The 24,156-nt window shown below is 43.9% G+C and carries 18 protein-coding genes; 4 read left to right on the top strand and 14 right to left on the bottom strand.

All coding sequences use genetic code 11. The features are described 5' to 3' along the window. Nucleotides 1-39: 39 nt before the first annotated feature. The 10 genes from ACFO4O_RS11770 to ACFO4O_RS11725 form a co-directional block, all read right to left on the bottom strand. A complete protein-coding gene (locus ACFO4O_RS11770; RefSeq protein WP_382408746.1) occupies nt 40-1,140 on the bottom strand; it encodes a glycosyltransferase in 1,101 nt (366 codons plus the stop codon). 95 nt (nt 1,141-1,235) lie between these two features. After that, complete coding sequence (locus ACFO4O_RS11765) at nt 1,236-2,432, bottom strand: glycosyltransferase (RefSeq protein ID WP_382408744.1); 1,197 nt, start codon at nt 2,430-2,432, stop codon at nt 1,236-1,238. After that, nucleotides 2,432-3,484 carry a glycosyltransferase family protein gene (locus ACFO4O_RS11760; RefSeq protein WP_382408742.1) on the bottom strand — a complete coding sequence of 351 codons (1,053 nt, stop codon included), beginning with the start codon at nt 3,482-3,484 and terminating at the stop codon, nt 2,432-2,434. The genes ACFO4O_RS11765 and ACFO4O_RS11760 overlap by 1 nt, the downstream gene beginning before the upstream one ends. Continuing rightward, a complete protein-coding gene (locus tag ACFO4O_RS11755; RefSeq protein ID WP_382408740.1) occupies nt 3,474-4,598 on the bottom strand; it encodes a hypothetical protein in 1,125 nt (374 codons plus the stop codon). The genes ACFO4O_RS11760 and ACFO4O_RS11755 overlap by 11 nt, the downstream gene beginning before the upstream one ends. 462 nt (nt 4,599-5,060) lie before the next feature. Beyond that, nucleotides 5,061-6,335 (bottom strand): polysaccharide biosynthesis protein, encoded by a 1,275-nt coding sequence (locus tag ACFO4O_RS11750; protein ID WP_382408738.1) that lies wholly within the window; start codon nt 6,333-6,335, stop codon nt 5,061-5,063. Between the two features lie 43 nt (nt 6,336-6,378). Next, the gene (locus tag ACFO4O_RS11745) at nt 6,379-7,137 is read right to left on the bottom strand and encodes a sulfotransferase family 2 domain-containing protein (protein WP_382408736.1); all 759 of its coding nucleotides are present in this window, start codon (nt 7,135-7,137) and stop codon (nt 6,379-6,381) included. A 7-nt stretch (nt 7,138-7,144) separates the two neighbouring features. Then, nucleotides 7,145-8,551, bottom strand: coding sequence for an undecaprenyl-phosphate glucose phosphotransferase (locus ACFO4O_RS11740; RefSeq protein WP_382408734.1), 1,407 nt, complete (start codon nt 8,549-8,551; stop codon nt 7,145-7,147). A gap of 72 nt (nt 8,552-8,623) precedes the next feature. After that, nucleotides 8,624-9,646 carry a phosphoenolpyruvate carboxykinase (ATP) gene (locus tag ACFO4O_RS11735; protein ID WP_382408732.1) on the bottom strand — a complete coding sequence of 341 codons (1,023 nt, stop codon included), beginning with the start codon at nt 9,644-9,646 and terminating at the stop codon, nt 8,624-8,626. Between the two features lie 48 nt (nt 9,647-9,694). Next, the gene (locus tag ACFO4O_RS11730; protein WP_382408730.1) at nt 9,695-9,853 is read right to left on the bottom strand and encodes a lasso RiPP family leader peptide-containing protein; all 159 of its coding nucleotides are present in this window, start codon (nt 9,851-9,853) and stop codon (nt 9,695-9,697) included. A gap of 11 nt (nt 9,854-9,864) precedes the next feature. Next, nucleotides 9,865-10,560 (bottom strand): hypothetical protein, encoded by a 696-nt coding sequence (locus ACFO4O_RS11725; RefSeq protein ID WP_382408728.1) that lies wholly within the window; start codon nt 10,558-10,560, stop codon nt 9,865-9,867. Between the two features lie 442 nt (nt 10,561-11,002). On the opposite strand from ACFO4O_RS11725, the gene ACFO4O_RS11720 reads away from it, so the two are divergent. After that, nucleotides 11,003-12,952: an asparagine synthase-related protein gene (locus ACFO4O_RS11720; protein WP_382408726.1), complete on the top strand. Its 1,950-nt coding sequence runs from the start codon at nt 11,003-11,005 to the stop codon at nt 12,950-12,952. A gap of 1 nt (nt 12,953) precedes the next feature. On the opposite strand, the gene ACFO4O_RS11715 is transcribed toward ACFO4O_RS11720, so the two are convergent. From ACFO4O_RS11715 to ACFO4O_RS11705, 3 genes are all read right to left on the bottom strand, one after another. After that, nucleotides 12,954-13,415 (bottom strand): lasso peptide biosynthesis B2 protein, encoded by a 462-nt coding sequence (locus tag ACFO4O_RS11715; protein ID WP_382408724.1) that lies wholly within the window; start codon nt 13,413-13,415, stop codon nt 12,954-12,956. Nucleotides 13,416-13,455: 40 nt separating this feature from the next. Then, nucleotides 13,456-13,731: a PqqD family protein gene (locus tag ACFO4O_RS11710; RefSeq protein WP_382408722.1), complete on the bottom strand. Its 276-nt coding sequence runs from the start codon at nt 13,729-13,731 to the stop codon at nt 13,456-13,458. A gap of 107 nt (nt 13,732-13,838) precedes the next feature. Then, nucleotides 13,839-15,515, bottom strand: coding sequence for an ABC transporter ATP-binding protein (locus ACFO4O_RS11705; protein ID WP_382408720.1), 1,677 nt, complete (start codon nt 15,513-15,515; stop codon nt 13,839-13,841). A 219-nt stretch (nt 15,516-15,734) separates the two neighbouring features. On the opposite strand from ACFO4O_RS11705, the gene ACFO4O_RS11700 reads away from it, so the two are divergent. The 3 genes from ACFO4O_RS11700 (at nt 15,735) to ACFO4O_RS11690 (ending at nt 21,376) form a co-directional block, all read left to right on the top strand. Next, a complete protein-coding gene (locus ACFO4O_RS11700) occupies nt 15,735-18,407 on the top strand; it encodes a TonB-dependent receptor (RefSeq protein WP_382408718.1) in 2,673 nt (890 codons plus the stop codon). Between the two features lie 505 nt (nt 18,408-18,912). Next, on the top strand, nt 18,913-20,028 hold the full coding sequence (locus ACFO4O_RS11695) for an adenylate/guanylate cyclase domain-containing protein (RefSeq protein ID WP_382408716.1): 1,116 nt from the start codon (nt 18,913-18,915) through the stop codon (nt 20,026-20,028). A gap of 175 nt (nt 20,029-20,203) precedes the next feature. Next, complete coding sequence (locus ACFO4O_RS11690; RefSeq protein WP_382408714.1) at nt 20,204-21,376, top strand: HDOD domain-containing protein; 1,173 nt, start codon at nt 20,204-20,206, stop codon at nt 21,374-21,376. Between the two features lie 180 nt (nt 21,377-21,556). Here the strand turns inward: ACFO4O_RS11690 and ACFO4O_RS11685 are convergent, their stop codons facing one another. Then, nucleotides 21,557-24,139 (bottom strand): TonB-dependent receptor plug domain-containing protein, encoded by a 2,583-nt coding sequence (locus ACFO4O_RS11685; RefSeq protein ID WP_382408713.1) that lies wholly within the window; start codon nt 24,137-24,139, stop codon nt 21,557-21,559. Between the last annotated feature and the right edge of the window lie 17 nt (nt 24,140-24,156).

Below are 24,156 nucleotides of genomic sequence, written 5' to 3'. Positions count from 1 at the left end.
CTATTTTCCTTGTCCGCTCTCACCAACAGTTCATACTTCCTAAGGGGATACAGCAGCGATATCTCTAATTACTCGTGCAATATCTTTAGCAGACTCTTGCAAAGAAAATTGACTCTCGTAACAGCTTCTAGCATTTTTACTCATTATCTTCTTCTCTTCAGAGCTTAGCGTATTCCATTTCTCGATAGCTTTAACTAAACCAGTGGCTGACGGTTCACATACATAACCTGATTTAGAGGCTTTTATTTCTTGCCATATGTTTACTCTGTCCGAAATTATGACAGGTGTACTAAGGCTTAATGATTCCGCTACTACAATGCCAAAATTTTCTTGAAATGATGGCAGTATAAAAACGTCTGCTGCTTTAAAGGCGCCATGCTTCAATTCACCATCTAACATACCCAGCCAATGTATTTTATTCGATATATTGAGAGATGAAATAAGTGCTTCTAATTTAGTTTTGTAGCTCTCGTTTATCGGACCCGCAATGCAAAAAGCAACGTCATTCCCGCTCTTCTCGAGTCTGCTTATTGCGTTTATTAAAACTTCGATACCCTTTTTGGGGTGAATTCTGGATAGGAATAAAAAAATTTGTTTATTTTTTAAAAGTGGGTACGTGTCATAAAATCTATTAGTGCTAGTGTTCTTTATGCTTAAATCCGGTGAACCATAAGCAATGACTTCACCGTTTACTTCGTAAGGGGAAAATGAAAGAGCGGAACACCTTTTTTCTTCTTCACTGGTAAAAAGTACTCTCGAAGCAAGTGAAAGTGTTGTATTTTCGAACACTTTCCAATAGAGAACTTTTTTTATATATTTGAAAAAAGAGACTGAATTGAAATAGGGGTCGAGCATACCATGCGTAAATAAAACAAATGGGATTTTCTGTTTCTTACAGTGCCTTGCAACCGCATATGAATGAAACTGCCAAATCCCATGAATGATTACGGCATTGTAATTTTTTAAATTTGCGAGGAGCCATTTGTTAAATGATGGTGAAAAACTATAAGTACCCAAATAACTATCAAACTCAAAAATTGTTGATTCGTCGCTTATATACTCCAAATTCGCTTCATTCTTGAAAGTTGCAATATCAATTGCAAAACCAAGAGATTCAAGTAACGGCGTAGAATTTATCAATCCATTAACTGGGCCACCGTCTTTTTTGTCGAGTGACGGAATTACTCGTAAAATTTTCAGAATGTTCTCCTTAACAATTTATCTATGCGTTCTTGCTAGCGTACATTGAATTTCGACCCTAACATACAAGCATTAGACTGTTTTTTATACTCAATATCGTAAACCTTCAAGTATTCGCCGAATTTTTTTTGTTTGGTAAAATTTTTAGCCCACTCCAAACACTTTATTCTCTCTTTCTCTAGGTCCACACCTGTGATATTCAGAGCCTTACAAAGAATATGACAATTTTTTTTTGCCCATTCATGAATATCTTCATTTTGTACTTCATCAACGTAATATGAATGGTCGCCTGCTATTTCGTTCATAGGCGGTGCTGTCGTTGTAAGCACTCTACAACCGCAAGCCTGAGCTTCTATTAGGGGCCACCCAAAACCTTCTTGATGACTCGGAAATAAAAATATCGATGCTGCTGAATATAGACTATGTATTGTTTCAATACTCAAGTTTGAATGTATTCGAATATCGCAGTCATAACCTTTTGCATCTAAGTATGACGTAACTATGTTGCTATTTGGGATTACCATCACCAGCGGTAGAGGGTTGACAACTGTACTACTATAAAGATTATATAGTTCGATAACTCCTTCCAAGTTTTTGTACCATTGACCAGCACTTATGTGTAATAAAAAACTCTGTGTTGATTCAACAATCTGCTTGCCTTCTAATTCTCCTGCGGCTATTTCTCTCGCCATTGGAAAAAAATCATAATGTAAAGGGTTGTGAACGACAGAAGTATTTTTCTTTTCGATCTTTCCAAACTGGCATAAATCACTTCTTGTCTTCTCGGTTATACAGATAAAGTGAGAGGCTTTCTGAAATCCTGCCTTTATTAAAGATTGATAAATACGACCACTGAGCCCAGTCTTATTTTGCGATATTTGACCGAGAGCAGACCGTAAAGCTAGCAGATCGTGACAGTGGACAACATGAGGAACTTTTTTAAATAGCGGCATCCAAGGCCCTAATGCTTGGTCAGTAAACACGAATAGCGTTGCAGTTTTTATTCGACTGAGTCTTCTGTAAAGAAGAAATGGAAAAATTAGGTACTGATCAATGTAACCTAACCATTTAGCAACTTTTTCGCCGAAAAAAGCTGTGTAGACAACCGGCTTAGGACACCATGTATCTTCATATATCCCCTCTTTTTGAGCCATTTCCTTCAACATGTTAGCGAATAGCGGCATGCTCTTGGATTTCATGAAGTTTGGGTGAGTAATAAATATCACTTTCACTACTGGTAATTTCCCCTGTTAATCAAATGACTTAATACGCCGCTTAAAAAAGGCTCATTGAATAAATTATTTCTTATCGCCCTAGCATGTCCTGCTTCGCTCATTACCTTAATTTTTAAAGGTTCAGAAAGTAACTCTGCGCATTTACGGGCACATTCTTCGGGTGATTCCCAGAAAATTGCTTCTTCATTTTCACTGTACATTAATTCATGTTCGTAAGTTCGTTTCGTACAAAGAACGCTCTTTGCAAGAGGGATTTCGATACTTCTTCTAGTATGAAGATCATTATTTTCCTCCGACACAAGACCTATACAAATCTTATAGGAAGCCAAAGTCTCAATATATTTTTTACCTGAAAGAGCCCTTCCTTTGTGATACTTTTTTAATCTCTCCCAATTTTCACATTTCTCCCACCGATCACCATAGATAGCTATGTTTAGGCCATAGTTAATAAGTGTTTCGATGAAACTACCGCGTTCTTTGAACCAAGTGCCTATAAATACAATATCTTCTTTTTGTTCAAAGGTTGGTAAAAATTGAACTCCACACACATGCTCGACCTCGTCGGCTAGCATTAACATAAAAACTACATAAGAAGTCCCATATTTGAAAGGCAAAGAAGGGTCTGTATTACTCCTTACCATCAGACAATCGTAAGCTCTAGCAGAGCGTTTATAATGATACCAACGTCGCTTATCCCTGTTTCCGAATGGCAAGTCATTATTGTAGTTCACAACTAATCCGTATTTAGATTTGAGCCAACGGACGAAATTAAGAGAAACTAAGTCACCAGCATTAATCCACACGATGTCTGCTTCGGTCGTTTTAAGACTTCTTGTCATCTTTAACGCTATAAAGTTAACTATCAAGATGCCCCCAAATTCGAATAGGCATTTATAAAGTAGCTTCTCTGAAATAGGAGAAAAACTTACTGGGTCACGCACAGTTACCTCAATACCTAATCTACGAAAAGCAGCTATCCGTTGCCCGCTGGTTCCATTATTGCTCCCGATGTACAACAGGCGGATTTTTTTTACAGTTTCAAAACGCACGGTATCTAACCTTAAAAATAAGCGAAAAAACGATATAAAATAAAATTAACTGAGGAATCGTTCGAGCGAAAAACTCGATTGGCCCTATGAGAGAACCAACGGAAAAAAGCTTATAAAGTTCATAAATGAGAATCAAAAATATTGAAGCAAAATACGTGTTCTTTTTGGTTACTTTACAAAAGCTATCTACCAAAGTGTATACAATTGGCAAAACGAAAATAGAAACAAAGAAGAAATAATGTCCGAATAGAATTAACCCGTGCCCAAGTGGCGGCGATACCCTGTATGTACCTAAACCGCTTCCTCTCTGTAAATACCATGCCAAATCAGAAATACTATATTCTAACTCTACTTTAGAGATGCTAGTTGTGAACAAATTGAGAACTGGAGTGGGCAACAAAGCTATCGTTTTTTCAATAGTGGCATTTAAGACAATGATACTTTCTTCGAAGTTTAGCTTTGTGCTGTACAATATTAGGTTATCTTCAAACTTAGTAGTTATCAACCTGCCTAGCATAGGATTTGAAATATACACTTCGTTGTAATCTCTTGACGTATCCATAGCCATCGATTGGCTATAGGCATCCAGTAGTTCTCGATTCATCCATGTTTCAATAGTAAGTAATATTAAATCAATTCCAGCGATATGCTCTCTCTGAGGTCTCACTATAACCATTACCTTTGCCAAATCGCTAAGAATTGCAAAGAGTATTAACCCGAAGAAACCAAAAAGAAGGATCGGCTTTAGGTTGCTCAGCACTACTCTCCAATTATAAAGAGAGTAAAGAAGTCCAACGAATAGAACTATAACAATAGCTTCCGAAAACGTTCCCCTTGAATTTTGCATAATTCCAAACACAATCAGGATCAGTGTAAATAGTAGCAAATTTAGTATAGTTGAAAGCTTATTTTGCTGTGATTTAAATATCAAAAGAAACGGGAAATACACAAACGGCATTAAACCTTCAAGCATTTTTCCTACTACATTCCCATATTGTATATCTACTAACGCTTTAACTCCGACCGAAAACAGGCCAACTAACCCCATGAACCAGAATTGTGAGTTCGGTATTTCTCTGAATAATCCGAGTTTTGATAGGATATTCGTGGTCATGAAACAGCGAATGGTCTGCCCTAAATTCCAATTAGTGTATAAATGATGTGAAATTATAAGTGTAATCTGAAACACGAAAAGGTAAAAAAATGTGAGTATAGGTAATTCCAAATTAAAAGAAACAGGCACAAGTGATAGTGACTGTACTAATAATGCACCAGATTGCGTGGAAAAATTGAAAGAAATCACACAAAAAGAAGATAGGGGGTATATGTACAAATTTACACGAGAGAAGTAGAAAGCTGTTATCAAAGTTGAAGCTACGATAAAGATTGAGGCGCTTATGTTCGCAAGGCTAGTTGCTATGACTGTTTGTATTACGAAAAAAAATAGTAAAATGAAGAGTAGTATCGCATTCAATAACGAGGTTTTTAAGTTTAAAAATTTTGGTGTTGAAGATCTTTGAGATTTATTTGGAGCCTCCAATATTATGTGGTGTTTTGATAGATTATTCATATTAGTTTACTTAACCATCTTCCTTGACCTAATTCCGTCTATAAGACTAACAAATGTGGCAATTAATAATCCAAGCGGTATTAAGGCATTCATAAATATTATATTTGTTAAAATACTAAAATCTAAAAAGACAAAGCAGTAGCAAAGCCAAATAGCCACTAAGGGTATTTGGATTGAAACATATTTGTTCCATCCTCTATTAATTACCAAAGTGTAGAAAACGTTTGTAAAACCGGTAAATGTCACTGATAAAGACATAAGTAACAGTTCTTTAGAAAAGCCGGTATAATTAGGACCGAGAACATTTAAAATTAGATGAGGATAGTAGCTAGATATAGATACTAAGAACAAACCTGGTAGCAATGATAGGACTAACCAAAAACTCAAGTTTGCGATTATGCGTTGTTGTATTTGGGCAAAGTGAGCTATTGCAAAAGTTTGTAGTAAGATAAGAATTGGTAAATAAATCTGTGTGACCTTACTTAATGCACCATAAGCTGCGACTAACTCGCTATTTGCTGATACTGCTAGAATCCCAACAGCTATTTGTCCCTTTATACAATCGAAAATGGTAGATGGGTACTGTCGCTTGTTTATTGATGAAAATTCAGCTTCTTGCTCTTTACTATATGTTGAATCGTTGTTGTAGTAATCAGTGTTTTGTTGTTTCGTAAGATTCATTTTTAGAAGCAAGGCTAGTATTGTTATTATATAAGCAGTCTCACTTGTTAAAAGGCCGAAAGTAAAACACAGCAAAATTGAAGCTAGTCTTAGAATTGACGAAAAAAAATTAATTTTTTGAATGTCCGTCAACATTCTTCTGAACGAGAGAATTCTCTCAAATAGTCGGGTATTGATGTCTAAATATAAATTTACTGCAATTAATGTGAGAAGAAGTAAACAACTAAAAATGTTAACTTCATTGCGATAAAGTAAAAAAAAGGCAAAAAGCAATATCAACGGAAAGACTACAGCGGCCTGCTTATTTCTCATTTTGATAGCTAAACTTAATAAACCTGATACCTGCGATTTTTCAGGCCACGCCTTACCTACTGAGGATGTGAAGCCAATGTTTATTCCACCAGAAGATAGAGAGACACTGAGAGCGCTAAGCATCATTACTATAACGTAAATGCTATAATCATGAATAGAAAGTGTCCTTGCCAAAAAAATTCCTACAAAGATTGTTGCCGCTTGCCCAGTAACTAATAGAAAAGCGAACTGCAAAGAGCGCAGATTAAACAATTTGCTTAAGTGCTTGATGTGTGGAATTTTGCCCATGTTGTTAGTTAAGCTTATTCAGTGTGTTTGTTCATGGTGCTTTTTATTTTTTCCATTTGTTAAGAGCCCAAACATCATATTCCTCGCCTATATTAGAGAAAATTTCACTTACCTGCTCGATTTTCAAATTTTTTTGATAAGTCATTTGGTCATCGACGCTTTCAATACCATACCCAAACATCTCGAAGTCTAACCTATAGGCGTCATAAATTAGGTTTCTAGCATAATCCGAAACAGGCTTCGCAATACTCGAAGAGTTTTTATTTAAAAACGGAAGTTCATTCGGAATGCCTAATTTACGGCAAAGGATTTCAAAGTCACCCTGCAAATTTTCAAATTTGTAGACACGATCTACCTCAGTAATCAAGTCCTCATTGATCATTTGGAAAATTTGTGGGATCGCACCGTTTGTTACTCGCCAAGTAATGTACTCGTCAAAAGATTTTGAGCGGTATATGAAGTCGAATCTCTTCTCAAATGCTTTAATATGCCTGTGAGATAGTATGTGTCTGAAAATCGCATACTGCCAATCGACTGGGTGACGGACGAACGCAAATTTAAAATAATTATTAAACCGACTGGCAGGCATTAGCCGCTTTGCATTTTGCATAGTCAAGTGGGGATGATATCTAAACTCCTTAAACCGATATGGGGTGTAATGTCCCATTATTCGTCTAAGTGCCTTTGAAAAATAATCACTTTCACCGGGTTTTGCATAAGGGACTAAGCTCTTTCGCACGCTAGTTCCCGCAGTTTTTGGTATATGCAAAAATATGAACTGCTTGCTATCGGATACTATCATAACAAACTCAATACGCATTCTTATCAGTAAAGCTTCGCATTACCGTATAAACCAAAATCTTAAAATCCAACCAAAGCGACCAGTTTCGAATATATTCAAGGTCAAACTCTATGCGCTTCTGCATCTTGTCTAAGCTGTCGGTTTCACCTCGCCAGCCGTTAACTTGTGCCCAACCGGTTATGCCAGGTTTTACTTTATGGCGCAGCATGTAAAAGCTTACTAGCTTGCGATAGGTTTCGTTATGGGCTACCGCATGAGGTCGCGGACCTATTACGCTCATATCACCTTTAAGCACGTTTATAAATTGAGGCAGTTCATCGAGCGATGTGCGGCGTAAAAACTTGCCGAGTTTTGTTATGCGCGGGTCGTCTTTGCTGGCTTGCGTTACTACTTGGCTATTTTCCATAACCTTCATACTTCTAAACTTCCACACTTTAATTTTGCGCCCGTTCAGGCCGTAGCGGTCTTGCTTAAATATTACTGGTCCTTTAGAGGTGAGCTTTATAGCGCTAGCAATAACTAAAAGCGGAATTGCCAGTATTGCAAGTGCAATTACCGAAAGCAGAATATCTTCGAGTCTTTTTATGGCGGCTACACCGCCCGACATTGGGTTGTCGTACACGCTTATTGTTTGTACATCGCCAAGGTGTGCCATTTGGCCGTGCATAAGGCAATACATAAACAGGTCGGGCACTACATGCACAGTGGCCGTTGTATCGCCAAAGGCTTCAAGCATACCTTGAATGCGGTGCTGCGCTTTTATGGGCAGCGCAATATAAATTACGTCAAACTGATTGTTTCGCGCAGCTTCTATACCCGCCTCTACGTTGCCCTTTATGAGGCTATGATATTCAGGGTCGAGACGTTCTATGCTGCGGTCGTCGTATACTGCGTTGAGTTTATAGCCAATTTCAGGGTTGTTTTGAGCTTCTCGCGCTAAACGTATACCCTTTTCACTTAAGCCAAATAAGGCAATGCTGCGGGTGTTGTGGCCGCGCTTGCGCATGCTGTGCAAAAACTTTTTGAATACTGCACGCCAGCCTACTAAGCCCATAAAGCCGGTAACAAACCAAATGGCCAGTACCACGCGCGAATAGTCGTCCGACATTTTGGTAAAAAACAAGCCAATAAGCACTAAAGCGCCTGAAAGTGCCCAGCTTACAAAGGTGTAAAAAGTAATTTCTTTAAATGTGCCCACACGCCAACTGCGATATAGCGCAAAAGACTCTGCAATAAGCGCAAAACCCAAGGCACCTAATAAGGCAAGCATAAAATATTCGCGAGAATAGGGTTGCGCGTACAGCGCAGTAGACAGGTAAATGCTCAAGTGAATAATGCATATATCAATCAAACGATAAACAGACCCGAAGGTGTTGCTGTTATCTTTAATTATGCCGGTTTTGATCCTATCCATTTTAACACTTCCATATAGGGTATAACTATTGAGCTATGCATATTGCTTGCAGGCAAATAACGCCTTTAAGCCTTAGCTTGGCTCTAGGTACTGTAAATCTTCTAACACGAGCTTGCAAACATGGTTAAGGTTGCTCAGCCCGCTTGGGTAATGCAATTGCTTTATGGGCACATTGCTCACCAACTCACTCAGTTGGCTAAATCTTGCTTGTTCAAGCGCTAAGCTTGAATAAGCATTGCCTAAGATGCTGTTTTGCAGCAGTGCCATAAGAGCAGTGCTGCTACTAATGTCACTTAGTGCAATATTGCTTGTTGGCTCACTGAGGTAACTACCCGAGGGGGCTAACAAGCGTGTATTTTGTTTTAACGATGCAAGTTGTGCACCGCTTCTGCTTAAAATGTAAATAGCATCTAGCTTTGTCCCGCTATATGCATCGTTATCGGGTAACTCAAGCTCAAGTTTAGCAAAGCGCTTATGAACTTTACTGAGTTTATCGTTACCACTTACGCCAACGCTCTCTATTGCATCGGGCCACATTCTTGCTTTTGGCCAGCTTGGATATACTACCCAAGTTTGCTCACTAACTGTTTGATGCAGCGCAAGCATGTCGTCTGTAAGCCATGCAAAGCCCTGCTGCTGCATATAAGCGCTTATTGTTGACTTACCCATGCCGCTTGGCGCAATAAACGCAACGGTTTTATTGCCAACCTTTACCGCATTCGCATGTATGCACACTACGCCTTGCAGCTCTAACCAAAGCGATATCGCTAAGGTTTGAAAATAGTGCGCTGCACTAGTGCCGCCATCTTCCCAATCAATTGTGATGCTGCCTGGGCCAATAGCAAATTTGCCTTTACCCTCGCAGTCTACACTCAGCACATAGGAGTCTGCGCTCGCTCTAAAAAGTGCTAGGTGAGTGCTGTAGTTAGCACCCGCATCTTGTAATTCCCAAAGTGCCTTTGTGCTTGGCTCGCTTATGCTGCCGTACTGAATCAACAAGCTGTAGGGCAGTTGGCGAGAGCTTTCGTTAAAAAGTTGCTCGCACAAAAACAACTCAACGCCGTGTAAGGGCGTTGAATATATATTGTTTAACATGGTAGGCATTGGGCGCTTTTGCTGATGCTTGCGCCTCGTATTTGCTCGTTACCCTTGGAAAGGGTTACGTTTTGTTTGTCCGCCTTGCTCGTCTGGAATGCTTCCAGAAAAACCTTGCGTTAGCTCTGCTAAGTTGCCAGGGTTTGTAACTACTGGCTTAACGTACGCTTTTTTACTTGTTTGATTTGTTTCGATTGTTTTATTCATTTTAATGCACCTTATGCGTTAACAGTGCTTTTAACTGATGCACGTGAACGACGCGCAAACAACACTAAACTTCCTAATACCAAACCGATAGTGGCTGGAGCAGACACTTCAGCTAGTAGCTCTGTATCTGCAAAAAATGAGATGCTGTCTTGAGCATTTAAGCCGGTGTTAAACACTATACCTAACTGCCAGAACAAATCATCGTATGCAGGATCTACTTGCAAAAAGTATTGGCCGCTTGCAGGCAGGTTAGATATAAATGCTTGACCACTACCAGAACCTGGCGTGCCTTCGTCGGTATTGCTCGCAATTGAGTCGAACGCGATACCGCCATTACCTAACCAGCCGTTTATACTTAAACCAATAATTGCCTGTTGAGCGCTTAAATTTGTAAGCTCCCAGTCGCCGAAAAAGATGCCGTTTTGAACGCCGCCAAGCGTAAAGCCAGCTTGGGTAAGTGCCCAAGTGTCGGCAAATGCGCCGCCCGATTGCGCTTCAGCGTTCTCGATTGCGGTACCGCCGGTGCCTGGAGTGCCGTTGACCACAGTCCAAAGTACTGATTCGCTCGTGCTGTCTGCAAAAGTAACTGTAACTTCCATACCGGCCATGTCTGCGCCTGTTATGGCCGACTGGCTTACAATTAGCGCTGCATTAGCAAAAGATGAGGCGGCTAATAAGCTCATTCCAATCATTGCTTGTTTTAACATGATATATCCTTTTGTTTAAACCAGTAGAGAGCGCGTTTTAGCGGTCAGTACGTCACCGGAATTGATGCTAGTGTTGAATGGCTGAAATGACTGCAATAATCAAGCCATTACAAAAAACTACTGCTATTTCAACTGTGTACTTAAGTATAATTAGTTGTACATACAACTGCTATGTTGATCTGTAAAAGAACCTGACACAAAAATTTACTTTTAAAACCAACAGCTTACACGTTAATTTTTTGTTAATAATTGAATAAAGTTTAGCTGCTATTTATTGCATTAATATGACATTGTTTGCATTATGATGCTTGCTACAACTTACACTAATTGTATGTTTCTGCATACGCGTTTGATTTGCGTTTGGTTTGCATGTAGTGCAGGCAATTCCTAATTAATAAATACATCCATAGAGTAGTATATGAATGCAGTGAGTAAGGCCTAAATGAAGACTATGTTTGCCGTTTACGGGCCGCAAGCGCGTGATGCTTGGCAGGCTATACAGCACGGTTTGCAAGGCGATGCGGTTAAACATAAGCAAGCATTAACGCAAAGTTTTATCAGCGATGTTTGTGTGCTGGGCCATGTGGCTAATTATGCTGTAGAACACTCTGTTGTTCACTCTTTCGTTCATTCGGCAGAGCGCGCTTCTGGCGGTGAAAATACTCTTACCGAACAGGAGCTGAGCGGCTCTCTTGATCATCCTCATATACCTATGCTCTTGCACTCGCGTATGGGCAAGCATGACTTTTTTAGGTGCAACTCTGCATCGTTTGGGTGCAAAAGCGCGCCAACATTTATTGAAAACCTCCATACCCTAAACGGCGACTTTACTTGCATGGTGGTTAATGCTGCTGCAAGTAAGTTAAGCGTGGCGGTGTCGGCGTTTAATCCGCAAACGGTGTTTTACGCTAAGTTATGTTACGCGCGCTCATCTGAATTGCGCGCGTTTGAAAGCACTTATGTGCTGTGCTCTAGCTTGGAGCCTTTGCTTGAGTTAATAAGCGCTGAGCCCGATGTAAGTTCGCTTGCGATGTGGTTGGCAGGGCGGCCCGACCCTAATAGATCGATGTACTTGCATATTGGGCAGGTGGGGCAAGCCTGTGTGCTTGAGTTAGGGTTAAGCGCGGTGCATGAGCGGAAGTTTTGGGAGGTTCCGGCCTTCGCCGGAATGACGAGAGCGGGTGAGGTGTCGGAGCATTTGCTTGCTTTGCTCAAGGCCAGTGTTGCTCGTTATTGTGGTTCAAGTAATGAGGTAATCTTCACGCAGCTTAGTGGGGGTATGGACTCTACTAGTGTGAGTGCTTTGGCATTTAACGCTTTACCGCATCCTGAGGCGCAGTTGCACAGTGTGTCGCACACCTATGCCAACACACAAAGCTGCGACGAAACCGACAATATTCAAGCCATGATTGCCCGCTATGACTTTGCTAAGTCGCATTTTATTGAGCTCGGTAAATACACCGAGCTTAGTTTTTCAGAGCTGTATCCTACGCATCCTCAAAGCCCAGGCATGGTGCTGTCGCCTAAATATCATGAAGAGGCAAAGCTCATGCAAGCTGCGGGTGCCAATGTGTTACTTACTGGTAACGGTGGCGACGAAATGTTTTGGGGCCACAGCTTTGTTTACTACGACCGTTTAAAAAAAGGCGACTTAAGTGTGCTTGCAGAAGTGGTGCGCGGGGCGCGTGAGCTCAAGCTTTCTGCTTGGCGGGCGCTTCGTTCTGTGTTTTTAAGCCCGCTGCTACATTACGACATTTTGACTATGCTGCAATTTGCTAACAGGCAAAAAGCGCTGAGTACTACCATGGTTGAGCGTAACTTGCATATTCCGCCGTGGCTTCGCGATAAAAGCGCTGAGCTAGTGCGCAATATTCAATATAATATGGCTAGTCAAAACCCCTTTGCGTCGGGCAAACAAGGCCTCACGCGCTATGCTCGCTACGAGGGTTTGTTTAATACGTCTACTTACAACAGTATGCGCTCGTATCAGGCCGTGTTCGACCAATACAACCTAAACGTGCATCATCCTTTGTTCGACAAACACATCGCGCAATTTAGCTTTGAGCTAGACCAACATGAGCATATTAACGGAAAGTATCCCAAGCTTCTGCTGCGCAAGGCCATGAGTGAGTACTTACCAGAGCAGGTTTGTTGGAATACTCATAAAACGGTGTTCGACCAACATTTTGCCAAGCTCGTGCAGCAAAATAGGGTCCAGTTACGTAAGTTGCTCGAGCACGAGGGTTTACAAAATCTAGGTTTGGTTAACAACCAAAAGTTACTCGCCATCTTCGACGCACTCGTACAATCTCCCAAACCCTCGCTCAATGTAGATTTACTCTACGCAATATTGGTGCAGTCGTGGTATCAAGCGCATATTGTTAAAAGCTGATTTATGTATTGCTCTTACTAACATTCTTACCAAACAAGGCATTGTTGTGGGTAATTTCTTGGTATTGACTTATTTGTGAGGGGGTGTCGTTAATGAGTGTTCCTTGCGCACTCAGCCAGGCGTGGGCGGCGAGGGTTTTACTGGCCTTAGCTTCAGTACCCGTAAACTTAACGCCTATGTGAAGGGTGCAGTGCCCGCCGCGCCGCTCAATCATGCTTTTAAGCGCTAAACAGCGGCGCATGCAGTTAAGCTCTTTTGGATATTTTCGCACTATGGCATCTATGTGTTTACGCAGCTTTTGCATTTGCGCAGAACTTAAATTTGTAGCGTAAGCATTTTTACTGGAGGCATCTAAATACTCCTGCCACTGCTCAAAGGCTTTGCCGCCTATGATGCGATCCCATTTACGCAAATACCAGAGAGATTCTAGTAATATCAGGTAGTTATATTTTAGTGTCAGCAATTTTTACAGTCCGATAATGGGCATGTGATTGTTTATCGGGTCATTCACTGATAACGAGCTGTTTTTCGAGCAGGGTATTCACCATGCTGGTAAGGTCCTTGTTAACCTCTGCCTTACTTACCTCATATTCTTTGCAAATAAGCGCGCTTACTTCTTCAATACTGCGGCCGTTTTGTAGGTGTTCGAGCATTTCAGTGGCCATGTCGTTAAGGGTGTAATATTGGCCGCTCTGTGAGTCGAGAATAACCATTTCGTCGCTCACTTTTTGCATAAGGGCGTTGTCGCCTATTTTGATACGAGTGGTGGAGGTGATCATGCGTTATCGATTCCTTTTAAGCGAGTGTTAGGTAAACAATGTATTACATCGCATAAGCCAAAACAAAATTTTGCAGTTTGCAGCGCTAACTAAGCGCCAACGAAGCGCTAATAGAGCTCTCCGTTTTTAAGCGTAAACACTTTATCTGCCACGTCGCACAGTGCTTGGTCGTGCGTTACCACAATAACGGTATGCTGTTGTAGCTGTGTGCTGAGCAGTTTTGCAAACTCTGCTTTGCCGTGGCTGTCGGCAAAGGAGGTGGGCTCGTCGAATATAATAATATTGCAATTTAATAAAAGCGTGCGGGCAAGCGATATGCGCTGACGCTGACCGCCCGAGAGCAACACCCCGTTGTCGCCTACTTGAGTGTCATAAGCATTGGGCAGCGCGCTAATAAATTCGTGCGCGCCGGCTTGCTTGGCGGCGGTGCTTACCGCTTGAAAATCGGCTTCACTTTGGCCGTATGCAATATTGCTCAAAATGCTGCCGTGGCTCAGCGCCACATCTTGCGATACCAGCCCAATGTGCCGACGCAGAGAACGCAGGCCGCACTCACTAATGTCTTGCTTATCTATAAAAATCTGTCCGCTTTGCGGGCTTATAAAACGCATAAGTAAATGCAGTAGGGTAGTTTTGCCAGAGCCGTTTGCGCCAATAATCACATTCACGCTACCGGCTTTAAATTGTGCATTTAGCTTGCTTAAAAGCGGCGCGCGATTGCTGTTGTTCTCATAGCAAAAACTTACCTGCTTAAGCTCAACTTCGCCTTTTTTAAATACAAACTCTTGGGTGCCGGTGTCGTCGGTTTCAGGGGCCACTTTAAACACGTCAATAATACGGGTAGAGGCACCCATTGCCTGCTGCCACTGCCCGTACACGCCGGCTAAACTGCTCATGGGTTTGGCAAATAGCAAGCCGTACATGAGCAGGGTAATTAACTGCGCAATACTCAGCTCGCCAGCTCGGTAGTGCAGTGCGCTTACTAACACTACCAGTACAATACCCACCGATATAAGCATTTGAATAAGGGGCGATATAAGCGCCTGAATTTGAAACTGCTGACGCCGTAAGTTCAGCATTTGCTGGGCGTTTTGCTTGAACTTGTCGCTCTCTTGTTTTTCGCGGCTAAACGATTTTACCAGTTTGATGGTGCTGAAGTTCTCAGCCGCAATCGACACAATACCCGCTTGTTGCGCAGTAACTTGCTCAGACAGCGGACGAATTTTACGGCCCATAAGTTTAAGAATAATTAAAAAGCCCGGTACGCTTACAGCAATAATGAGCGCAAGCGGCATGTTAATGCTGGCCATAAGTAAAAGCGCACCGCTGGCAATGAGCAGGCTCGGTACCAGGCCGGTAAGTATGCCCGACATAAAATATGCGATGACGTTGGCGTCGTTACTTATAAGGGAGAGAATTTCGCCCTTTTTGCGCTTGCTGAAGTAACTCACCGGCAGCATTTGAACATGGTCGTACAAACGGCAACTGAGGTTGGTGAGAATACGCGCGCCTACCATATTCACTCTAAAACTTACCTGATAGCGAGCAAGGGTTTGCAGCACAATGAGCCCTAACCATGCGCCCACTAAGTAGCCATAATGCATATTTAACTCTATATTAAATAGGCTAAGCGGTGCAGCCTCTTGCAATACCGCGCTGGCAAACTGCCCAATAAAGAACGGGATAGCCAAGCTAATGGCGCTCTCAAGCACCATGAGTATAAAGATTAGCGCAAAGCTATGCCGGTAGGGCCTAAGATATTGGGTAAAAAACGATAGATGCATAATTAATAACTAGCTGTGGTTAGCGCTATCATCTTGTTTTTTATGCCTGCTGTCTATGCTCGTTGTGTTTTAAAGGTATCTCTTTGGTCTTGTGCAACAAATCTGCATCTAGAACTAATCCTAAAAAAAACACCACGCGCCCTTGATCTGTTTGTGTATTGTTATACTATTACAACCCTCCTGTGATGTAATACTATAACAACTACTTGAAGATATCATATGAAACGGACTAATCTCGCTACAGCTATTTCTACAGCCCTTGTGGTTTCTACCTTTGCAGGCTCTTTTGCCGCAGCCAATACCATTAACGGACGGGTTATTGACCAACTCGGCCAGCCTGTCACCGAGGGTGAAGTGCAGATCATGGGCACTAATAAACGTGTGTCAATTAATGCCGACGGCAGCTTTAATTTCGAAAACGTGAAACTCGGTAATATTGAGTTACACGTAGCCTCTCCTGCGTTTATTCATTCAAGCACCTCTGTTCAGGTGCCTGAGCAAGGCGTATCAGACCTTGATATCAAAGTAGTAAGCTCTTCAATAGAAGTATTTGACGTGACTGCGAGCGCGTTTCATGCGTCGAACATTGAGTCGGCAGCGCCGGTGAACGTGCTCGCTGGCGACCGTTTGCACGATAAGCAGGCGGCTACCTTAGGCGACACGCTACGCAACGAAGTAGGCGTGCACAGTTCAGCTTATGGCGGTGTAGCGAGCACGCCAATTATTCGCGGGCTCGACGGTCCTCGCGTACTTATTACGCAAAACGGTTTAGACGCCTCAGACGCATCACGCGTGGGGCCCGACCATATGGTGGCCACTGAAACCTCGTCGGCCCAACAAATTGAAGTATTACGTGGCCCAGCAACCTTGTTTTACGGCAGCGGCGCAATTGGCGGTGTGGTTAACGTAGTAGATAATCGCATTCCCACCAGCACTGATACAGAAGGTGAGTTAGCTCTTACTCGCAATAGCGTAAACGCTGAAGAAGCGGTATCGGGTTTTGCTCGCAGCGCGATTGGCGATGTTGCGTTTAATTTTCAAGGCTTTTACCGCGACGCCAACAACTACCGCATTCCAGGTTTTGCAGAAAGCGAAGACGCGCATGGCGATGAGCATGACGACGAGCATGACGACGAGCACGACCATGATGAAGATCACGGTGAAGAACATGAGCACGAAATGGGCTCTGAGGGCGTAGTTGAAAGCTCTCAGTACCGCACTCAAGGTTTTACTCTTGGCTCTAGCTATATTTTTGACGACGGACATGTTGGATTTTCAGTAGAGCATTTGTCGTCGCTTTACGGCATTCCCGGACACGCCCATGGCGACGAACACGGGCATGACGATGAGCATGATGAAGACCATGATGACGACCACGGCGACGAGCATAGCGAAGAAGCCGAGGCGGTGATGGCCGATTTGAATCAAAACCGTTATCAGCTTGCCGGTCAGTTTAATTTAAACACCGAACTGTTAAGTGCCGTAAATTTTGGCATGGCCTACACCGATTACGTGCACACCGAAATTGAAAACGGTGAGCCGGGCACCCGCTTTGCCAACGACACTTTTGAAACGCGTATTGAAGCGCTGCACCAGCCCATTGGCGGCTGGCGCGGTGGTATAAGTTTGCATACCAAGCTGACCGATTTTTCAGCGGTGGGCGAAGAAGCATTTACCCCTGCATCTGACACCAAGCTGTTTGGCTTAGGTCTTATTGAAGAAAAACACTTTGGTGATGTATTGGTGCAGTTGGGTGCGCGCGTAGAGTACGTTGAAATAGACGTGCCCAGTGTTTTTGCCCCTGATTTAGAGCTACATTCGCATGACGAGCACGACGAAGATCATGATGATGACCACGGTGATGATCATGATGAAGATCACGATGAAGACCACGGCGATGAGCATGATGGTGATCACGACCACGACCATGAACACGCAGATTTAGATTCTATTAACGTAGATTTTGCACCTATAAGCTTGTCGGCCGGTATGGTGTGGGATTTTGCAGAAGGCTATAACTTAGGCGTGTCGTATGTGTACGCTGAACGCGCGCCGTCAACCGCAGAGCTCTTCTCATTTGGTCCGCACATTGGTACTCAAACTTATGAAATTGGTGCCTTATATGAGTTAGAGGGCGACCACTTTGAATTGGGCGATGTTGATTTTGAGATGGAAACCTCAAACAACCTCGATATTTCTTTGCGTAAATTTGCCGGAGATGTGGGCTTTGTTGTGAACGTGTTTTACAACAAAGTAAACGACTACTACTACCTTGCCGATACTGGTTTAGAGGCTGAGTTCTCGCACGACCATGACGAAGACCACGACGATGAGCACGAAGGCGACCATATGGACGAGCACGACGACCATATGGATGAACATGATGATGATCACGACGAGCATGAACATGGCGAAGAGGGCCACTCAGACGAGCTCCCAGTATTTGCATACACCAATTCAGACGCCACATTGTACGGCGCTGAGTTTCAGGTAAATTGGCAGGTGAGCGATTCTGTGAAGCTGCTCACACAAGGCGATATTATTCGCTCTCGAGTAGATACTGCTAACGGCAAGCAAGAGCTCCCGCGCACACCGCCAGCACGATTAACCTTTGGTGCGGAGTATTCGCATCAAAACTGGTTTATTGATGCTCAGGTAATGCACGTGTTTGAGCAAGACAATGTGGCGGAGTTTGAGCACGAAACAGATGCTTACACTATGGTAGATGCGAACGTGTCGTACTTTACGAGTATTCAAGGTTACGACATTGAGCTATTTGCCAAAGGCCGCAACTTAACCGACGAAGAAGCACGCGTGCATACGTCTTTCTTGAAAAACCTAGCGCCGCTGCCAGGACGCTCGGTAATGCTAGGCGTACGCGCCAACTTTTAAGGGATACGGAGATGACGGTAAAAGCCGTCATCTCGCATAACCAGCGTCATCCCGCACAACCCACGTCGTCCCGCACTTGATGCGGAACCTCCAAAAACATCCACAAAACTCAAAACCCAAAACCCAAAACCCAATAAAAACCAACGCTCCTCGTGTAAGTGGCGAATCGTAAAAGTAAGGAGGGGGCCGACATTTAAAAGCGTACGTGCACATGGACGTGCACGTCTGAGCGGCCAGGATGGCGAAAAGCGACTTTTAAATGTCTGCCCCCTCCTTACCAGATTCGCCGCTTACACTATTCGCGCCCCAAACGAACCGCACTGCAAGTTTGCAAGGATTATGCTTGGATTCTAGAGCGCTCGCCTGAGCAACTCAAAACATGGCAATTTAAAATTGATTGATAGTTTTGATTGTAGCCTTGCTTTAATTATCTTAATCTATACGATTCAACATGCGGGTGAGTAAGTACCTCGCAACGTTAATTTTAGGGAAATGAGTTAGTTACATGTCGTTTGGGCAATTCGCAATACCTCTTCTTGTACTTCTGTCTATTGCTGTGTGTGCAATGGGCTATACCATTGTGCGTTTGCGCAATCGCTTGAAGCAGCTTACGCGTAACATGCTCGGCAATTTGCCGCAGCTGCACACTAACGAAGAGCCGGAGCCCGAGGCGGAGGAGCCACCTTTTACCGACCGCCGCTTTGTAGACAAAGCTGACGAAGCCCAGCGCCTCATTAAAACCTTTCAAAAGTTTGTGCCTAAACAATTTGTTGACCACATTAAAGGTCAAAATGACGGCTCAATTGAGCTCGGTAAGGCAGCGGCCGACGAGGTAGCGATTTTGTTTTGCGATATTCGCGGCTTTACCGGTTTATCGGAACAAATGCAGCCCCACGAACTGATGAAGTTTTTAAATTCTTATTTTTTACGCATGAACGACGCCATCCATCAAAATAATGGCTTTATCGACAAGTTTATTGGCGATGCAATTATGGCGCTCTTCGACCACCCCGGCGGAAACAATTCAAATAAAGCCCTCGATTCGATTCGTGCCGCAATTGACCTTCAAGCCGCGTTGGCCATGTACAACAAACAGCGTAACAGCGTAGACTATCCGCCCATTGAGATTGGCGTTGGTGTGCATTTTGGTCCGGTGATTATTGGTACTGTAGGCTGCGATGACCGCATGGATACCACGGTAATTGGGGATAGCGTAAATATCTCATATCGCTTGGAGTCTTTAGCGCCGCGTTATAATGCCGACATTATTGTAAGTTCTCAGCTTTTAGACCAACTTTCACTCGATTCGAAAACCGAAATTGCCTACCGTTTTGTAGATTTTGTGCGAGTAAAAGGTCGTAAAGAGCCCATTGAAGTTTACGAAATATTGAATCACTTGCCCAAAGATGTGCAGCTTTCGCGCTATAAAACAGGTTCGATGATCCAGCAGGGCGTGGAGTATCGCAAACAAAAAGACTGGAAGAATGCAATGAAATCCTTCCATGGTGCACTTATGATAGATCCCGAAGACAGTTTAGTGATTCATCATATGGAGCAATGTCACAGAATGCGTATTGCAGACCTAGCCGGCTCGTCTGACGGCGCACTGAATATGGTTTAGAAAACCGCCCCCGTGCCGATAACCCATTATAAGTAACTACGGGTGGCACATGTGTTTGCACAAGCGAGTATTGGCAAACATACCGAAAGACCTCGCGGTTTATGCTACAAAGTACGTATAAATGATAAGAATATCGGGGCGCTCCCGAGTAACTCTTTTAGGTAAATTATAGCGAATGGATACTACAAGCATACTGATACCTGTTGCCATCATCTTATTGGTGATGCTGCTGTTGTGGCGCATTAAAAACTCAAGCAACGGTAAGGAATATTCCAACACCCTGCTAAAAGTAAGGCAAAAGCGCAAAGGCAGTATTTATGCAGACGCTAATCCACATGCTGAACCCATGCGCAAAATGGTTAGTGAGCCTGTTGTTGTTGACCAGCCGCAAGACGTGCCTGACGCCCCCGACGAACTTCTCGATTTAAAGCTGCTTAGTTACGAGAGCTTTCAAGGCGAGTATAAAACAGACAAAACCTTTAAAAGCCTCCGTAAGCCTCATCCACTACTAATGTCTTTGAGCAAAAGCATTACCGATGCGCAAGAGCTCATTAACATTGTGCGCAGCGACCCTGAACTCGTGGCGATGGTGTTGAATATGGCTAATTCGCCATTTTTTGGACTGCGCAAAGCGATTACCGATATAAACCATGCAGTAATTTATTTAGGTATTGCACAAGTTAAAAACTTGGCTACGCAGTTTGCGATTTCGCAAAGCTTTGAGTTTGAAAGTGCCGCTCAGCAAGAAGCCTACGATAAAATCTGGAAAACGAGCTTTTTAGCAAGCGCTATGGCGCTATTTGTTGCCCGCGAAGCCAACCTTGAAAACCCCTCTGAACTGTCTACGCGCTGCCTGCTTTGTTATTTAGGTGACATAACCTTGCTGTCGATTGAGCCAAAGGCCGCTAACTTTTATACCGGTTCAACGCCGCTTTACATGCGTATTCGTGGTATGCAGTCTTTATTTAAGTCGAACGCTGCGGTAATGGGCGGTGTTTTTGCCCAGCACTTGAAACTGCCGAAAGAGCTGCATCAGGGCATTGGTTTGAGCTATCAGCCACTGTCTAACGAGTGGGAAGACCTTGATGTTACGCCAGAAGAAAAACAAAGCATTTTGTTTTGCTACAGCCTGTGCCGACTGGCTGAGTACTTTGCCCTTGAGGCTGATTCAAGCTATGCCAGAGCGCCTAGCCTAAGTTATGCTATAACGCACAAGCCTGAACTGTATCAACTTAACGAGCAGCTTGAGCAAAATGGTTTGGGGCATTTAAATGCCTTACTGCAAAGCCCGCGCACCAAAATAAAGCTATCGCAAATGTTAGGCGATTTGAAAAAGAGCTTGGCGTAACTGGTGGCGTAACTATTTGCGTAACTTTTGTCAAAACAAACAGCTTAAGCTTTTTCAAAACAAGCACTCATACCAATAAAAAAGCGCCTGCGGAATAATATCCACAGGCGCTTTTCTTGTTAATGGACTCGCAGCTTATGGTGTATAAACCCGAGTCTTAGGCGCTTGAGCCCGCTGCGTTTAGAAGCTGTAGCTTACGCGTCCGTATACAAAGCGGCCCGTAAAACCAAAGGGTGAAAATCCGCTGTAGGCAAACAGGCGAGAGAAGGTGGTAACATCTTCTACATTTTCACGCGTTGGGTCAGGGTACACATCAAACACGTTGTTGGCACCGAGAGTGAGCGTAATATTGTCGTTAAGCTGATAGCTTGCGTCAATGTCGGTCACCCATTTAGGGTCTAACACTTCGTTTCGCTCAGCAATCGATGATGGGTCTTGCGTTTCACCGTAGCGAGTGGTCCGAAGCGTCACGGCTGCTGCGTCATAGCTCCACGAGGCGCTTAGATTAATTTTGTCGCTCGGCGAGCCCACTTCAAATCGTCGCAGCTCAACACCTGAGAACAAGTTGTTTTGGTCAAAGCCAATGCCTTGTAGTACTGATGGTGGCGGCAAAATATCGGTCACTTCATTGTCGTTAATATTAATACCCGCGTTAAACAACACGCTGCCCCAATCGTTGGTATTGAGGGTGTAGGTACTAACAATATCTACGCCTTTAGTTTCGGTATCAATCGCGTTTAAGAAGAACCTTGCCCGCGTTGCACCGGTGCCCGCTAACAGTGATTCAACGCCAGAGCCAGACAAGTTATTCGACAGCACAATTCTGTCTTCAATCTCAATCTGATAAAAATCAACGGTTAAGTTGAAATCTGCGGTGGGCGTATAAGTAAAGCCGGCGCTGTAGTTGGTCGAATCTTCAGCGTCTAAGCCGGGGCTGCCTAATGCCACAGCTACATCGCTAGACGGATTGAATGTACCGGTTTCGGTTGGTACGCCGTCTACAAACACGGTTGCTACTGAGGTAAAAAATTGCTGCTGTAACGACGGTGCTCTGAAGCCTGTTGAAACTGACGCCCGTAACGCGAAAGCGTCTGTAACATCAAAGCGATGCGACATCTTCCAGTTAAAGGTATTGCCAAAGTCACTGTACTCTTCAAAACGACCCGCAAGGGTAACATTCCAGTTTTCCATCACGTCGCCTTCAAGGTCGATATACGCGCTGATGTTGCTACGACTGTTGGTACCGGCAGAGGCTGGCGTAAAACCGGGGAATACCTGTGAACCTTGTGCGCCAAAAGGACCGGCAACTGGATCGGTTGGGGCGCCGCCCGGACCAAAGTTTCCTCGCTCGTAAGAGGCCGGCTCACCTGCACGAATTTCATACCCTTCGTTACGATATTCAAAGCCTAGTGCAAGGTTCATGTCGCTGTACATCCAGTCAATCTCAACCAAGCGACTGGCATCTACATTAAATAAAGTTTGCTCGTAGGTAAGGCCGCCCGCATCAAAGTCAGTGGGGCTTTGCAAACCAAAGGAGGTGTTTAGTGAGTTAATCACTGAATAATCTAGCTCGTTTCGACCATGGTTAATCGATACATTATAAGCCCATACGTCACCCTGACCTTTTACACCGCTAACAATCGATAAGTCGTTGATATCGGTTTTTATGGTGGGTAAAAAGCCGTTTGGATAAATACCGGCCACATTGCGGCTGTCTTGTGCTCTTCGGTAAAAGCCAGAGCCTTTAGAGTTACGCTTGCTGGCTGCGCCAAAGGCATAAAATTCCATGTCGTTATTAAGGCCCTTTGCGGTATTTACAAATAGGGCAAAGTCTTCAACCGCACCGTTCCCAAAGTTATGGTTGTAGCGGTTTACTAAGCGCTCGCGTGCGTCGAGGCTGCCGTCTGCGGTGCGCGCAAAGTTTTCGCGTTGGTCATAGTCGGCGCGGTTTGAGTTGCTGCGGTCTCTATACTCACCTGAAATATGAACAAAGCCATCATCGCCCCATTCAAAGCCCATGTTGCCGCGTAATGTGGCGGTTTGACCATCGGTAAGCTCTCTATCGTCGCCTTCTGTAAAGGCAAGGTTGCCGTTGGCATCTTCGCTTACGCCGACCAAGTCAGGTACGCCGTCCATGGTGGTGACGTTGGCGCCATAGGTTAATGAAAACTCGCCGCCTTCGCTGGCGTCTTTTAGTACAATGTTGATGACCCCGGCAATAGCGTCTGAGCCATATTGCGCGGCTGCACCGTCGCGTAATACTTCAATGCGCTTTATTGCATTAGCTGGAATAGCATTTAAATCGACCGCTGAAGAACCACGCCCGCTTGACCCATTTAGGTTTAACAAGGCGCTGGTGTGACGGCGTTTACCGTTTACCAGTACTAAGGTATGGTCGGGCGCAAGGCCACGAAGCTGGGCAGGGCGCACGTGGTCGGTGCCGTCGGTAATAGAAGGCTGCGGAAAGTTAAAGCTTGGCAGCAATGTATTTAAAATCATGTTGGTTTCGGTTAGGCCGGTTGCGCTAATGGCGTCTGCATCAATAATATCGATGGGAACCGACGAGTCGTTAACCGTGCGTCCTACGCGGCGCGAACCAATCACGCTGATGTTTTCAACGCTGCTATCGGCAGCATTGTTTGCGCTTGCGTCGGGGCTCTGAGCAAAGGCTGTAGGAGCAGCAAATGCGAGAGGGCTACATGCTATCAACCAAGCAAGCTTCTTAACCCGAAACTTTGATGCTTTTTGTATCGTATCATTCATATGAATTTCCCTTGTGT

Source organism: Glaciecola siphonariae, assembly GCF_042652645.1.
Classification (GTDB): domain Bacteria; phylum Pseudomonadota; class Gammaproteobacteria; order Enterobacterales; family Alteromonadaceae; genus Glaciecola; species Glaciecola siphonariae.
This window is presented reverse-complemented; position numbering and strand designations above follow the sequence as displayed.

What these genes read in the sequence shown, in the direction of transcription:
- ACFO4O_RS11755 (WP_382408740.1), bottom strand. Translation starts at nt 4,598, where the DNA reads ATGACCACGAATATCCTATCAAAACTCGGATTATTCAGAGAAATACCG.
- ACFO4O_RS11750 (WP_382408738.1), bottom strand. Translation starts at nt 6,335, where the DNA reads ATGGGCAAAATTCCACACATCAAGCACTTAAGCAAATTGTTTAATCTG.
- ACFO4O_RS11745 (WP_382408736.1), bottom strand. Translation starts at nt 7,137, where the DNA reads ATGATAGTATCCGATAGCAAGCAGTTCATATTTTTGCATATACCAAAA.
- ACFO4O_RS11740 (WP_382408734.1), bottom strand. Translation starts at nt 8,551, where the DNA reads ATGGATAGGATCAAAACCGGCATAATTAAAGATAACAGCAACACCTTC.
- ACFO4O_RS11735 (WP_382408732.1), bottom strand. Translation starts at nt 9,646, where the DNA reads ATGTTAAACAATATATATTCAACGCCCTTACACGGCGTTGAGTTGTTT.
- ACFO4O_RS11730 (WP_382408730.1), bottom strand. Translation starts at nt 9,853, where the DNA reads ATGAATAAAACAATCGAAACAAATCAAACAAGTAAAAAAGCGTACGTT.
- ACFO4O_RS11725 (WP_382408728.1), bottom strand. Translation starts at nt 10,560, where the DNA reads ATGTTAAAACAAGCAATGATTGGAATGAGCTTATTAGCCGCCTCATCT.
- ACFO4O_RS11720 (WP_382408726.1), top strand. Translation starts at nt 11,003, where the DNA reads ATGAAGACTATGTTTGCCGTTTACGGGCCGCAAGCGCGTGATGCTTGG.
- ACFO4O_RS11710 (WP_382408722.1), bottom strand. Translation starts at nt 13,731, where the DNA reads ATGATCACCTCCACCACTCGTATCAAAATAGGCGACAACGCCCTTATG.
- ACFO4O_RS11705 (WP_382408720.1), bottom strand. Translation starts at nt 15,515, where the DNA reads ATGCATCTATCGTTTTTTACCCAATATCTTAGGCCCTACCGGCATAGC.
- ACFO4O_RS11700 (WP_382408718.1), top strand. Translation starts at nt 15,735, where the DNA reads ATGAAACGGACTAATCTCGCTACAGCTATTTCTACAGCCCTTGTGGTT.
- ACFO4O_RS11695 (WP_382408716.1), top strand. Translation starts at nt 18,913, where the DNA reads ATGTCGTTTGGGCAATTCGCAATACCTCTTCTTGTACTTCTGTCTATT.
- ACFO4O_RS11690 (WP_382408714.1), top strand. Translation starts at nt 20,204, where the DNA reads ATGGATACTACAAGCATACTGATACCTGTTGCCATCATCTTATTGGTG.
- ACFO4O_RS11685 (WP_382408713.1), bottom strand. Translation starts at nt 24,139, where the DNA reads ATGAATGATACGATACAAAAAGCATCAAAGTTTCGGGTTAAGAAGCTT.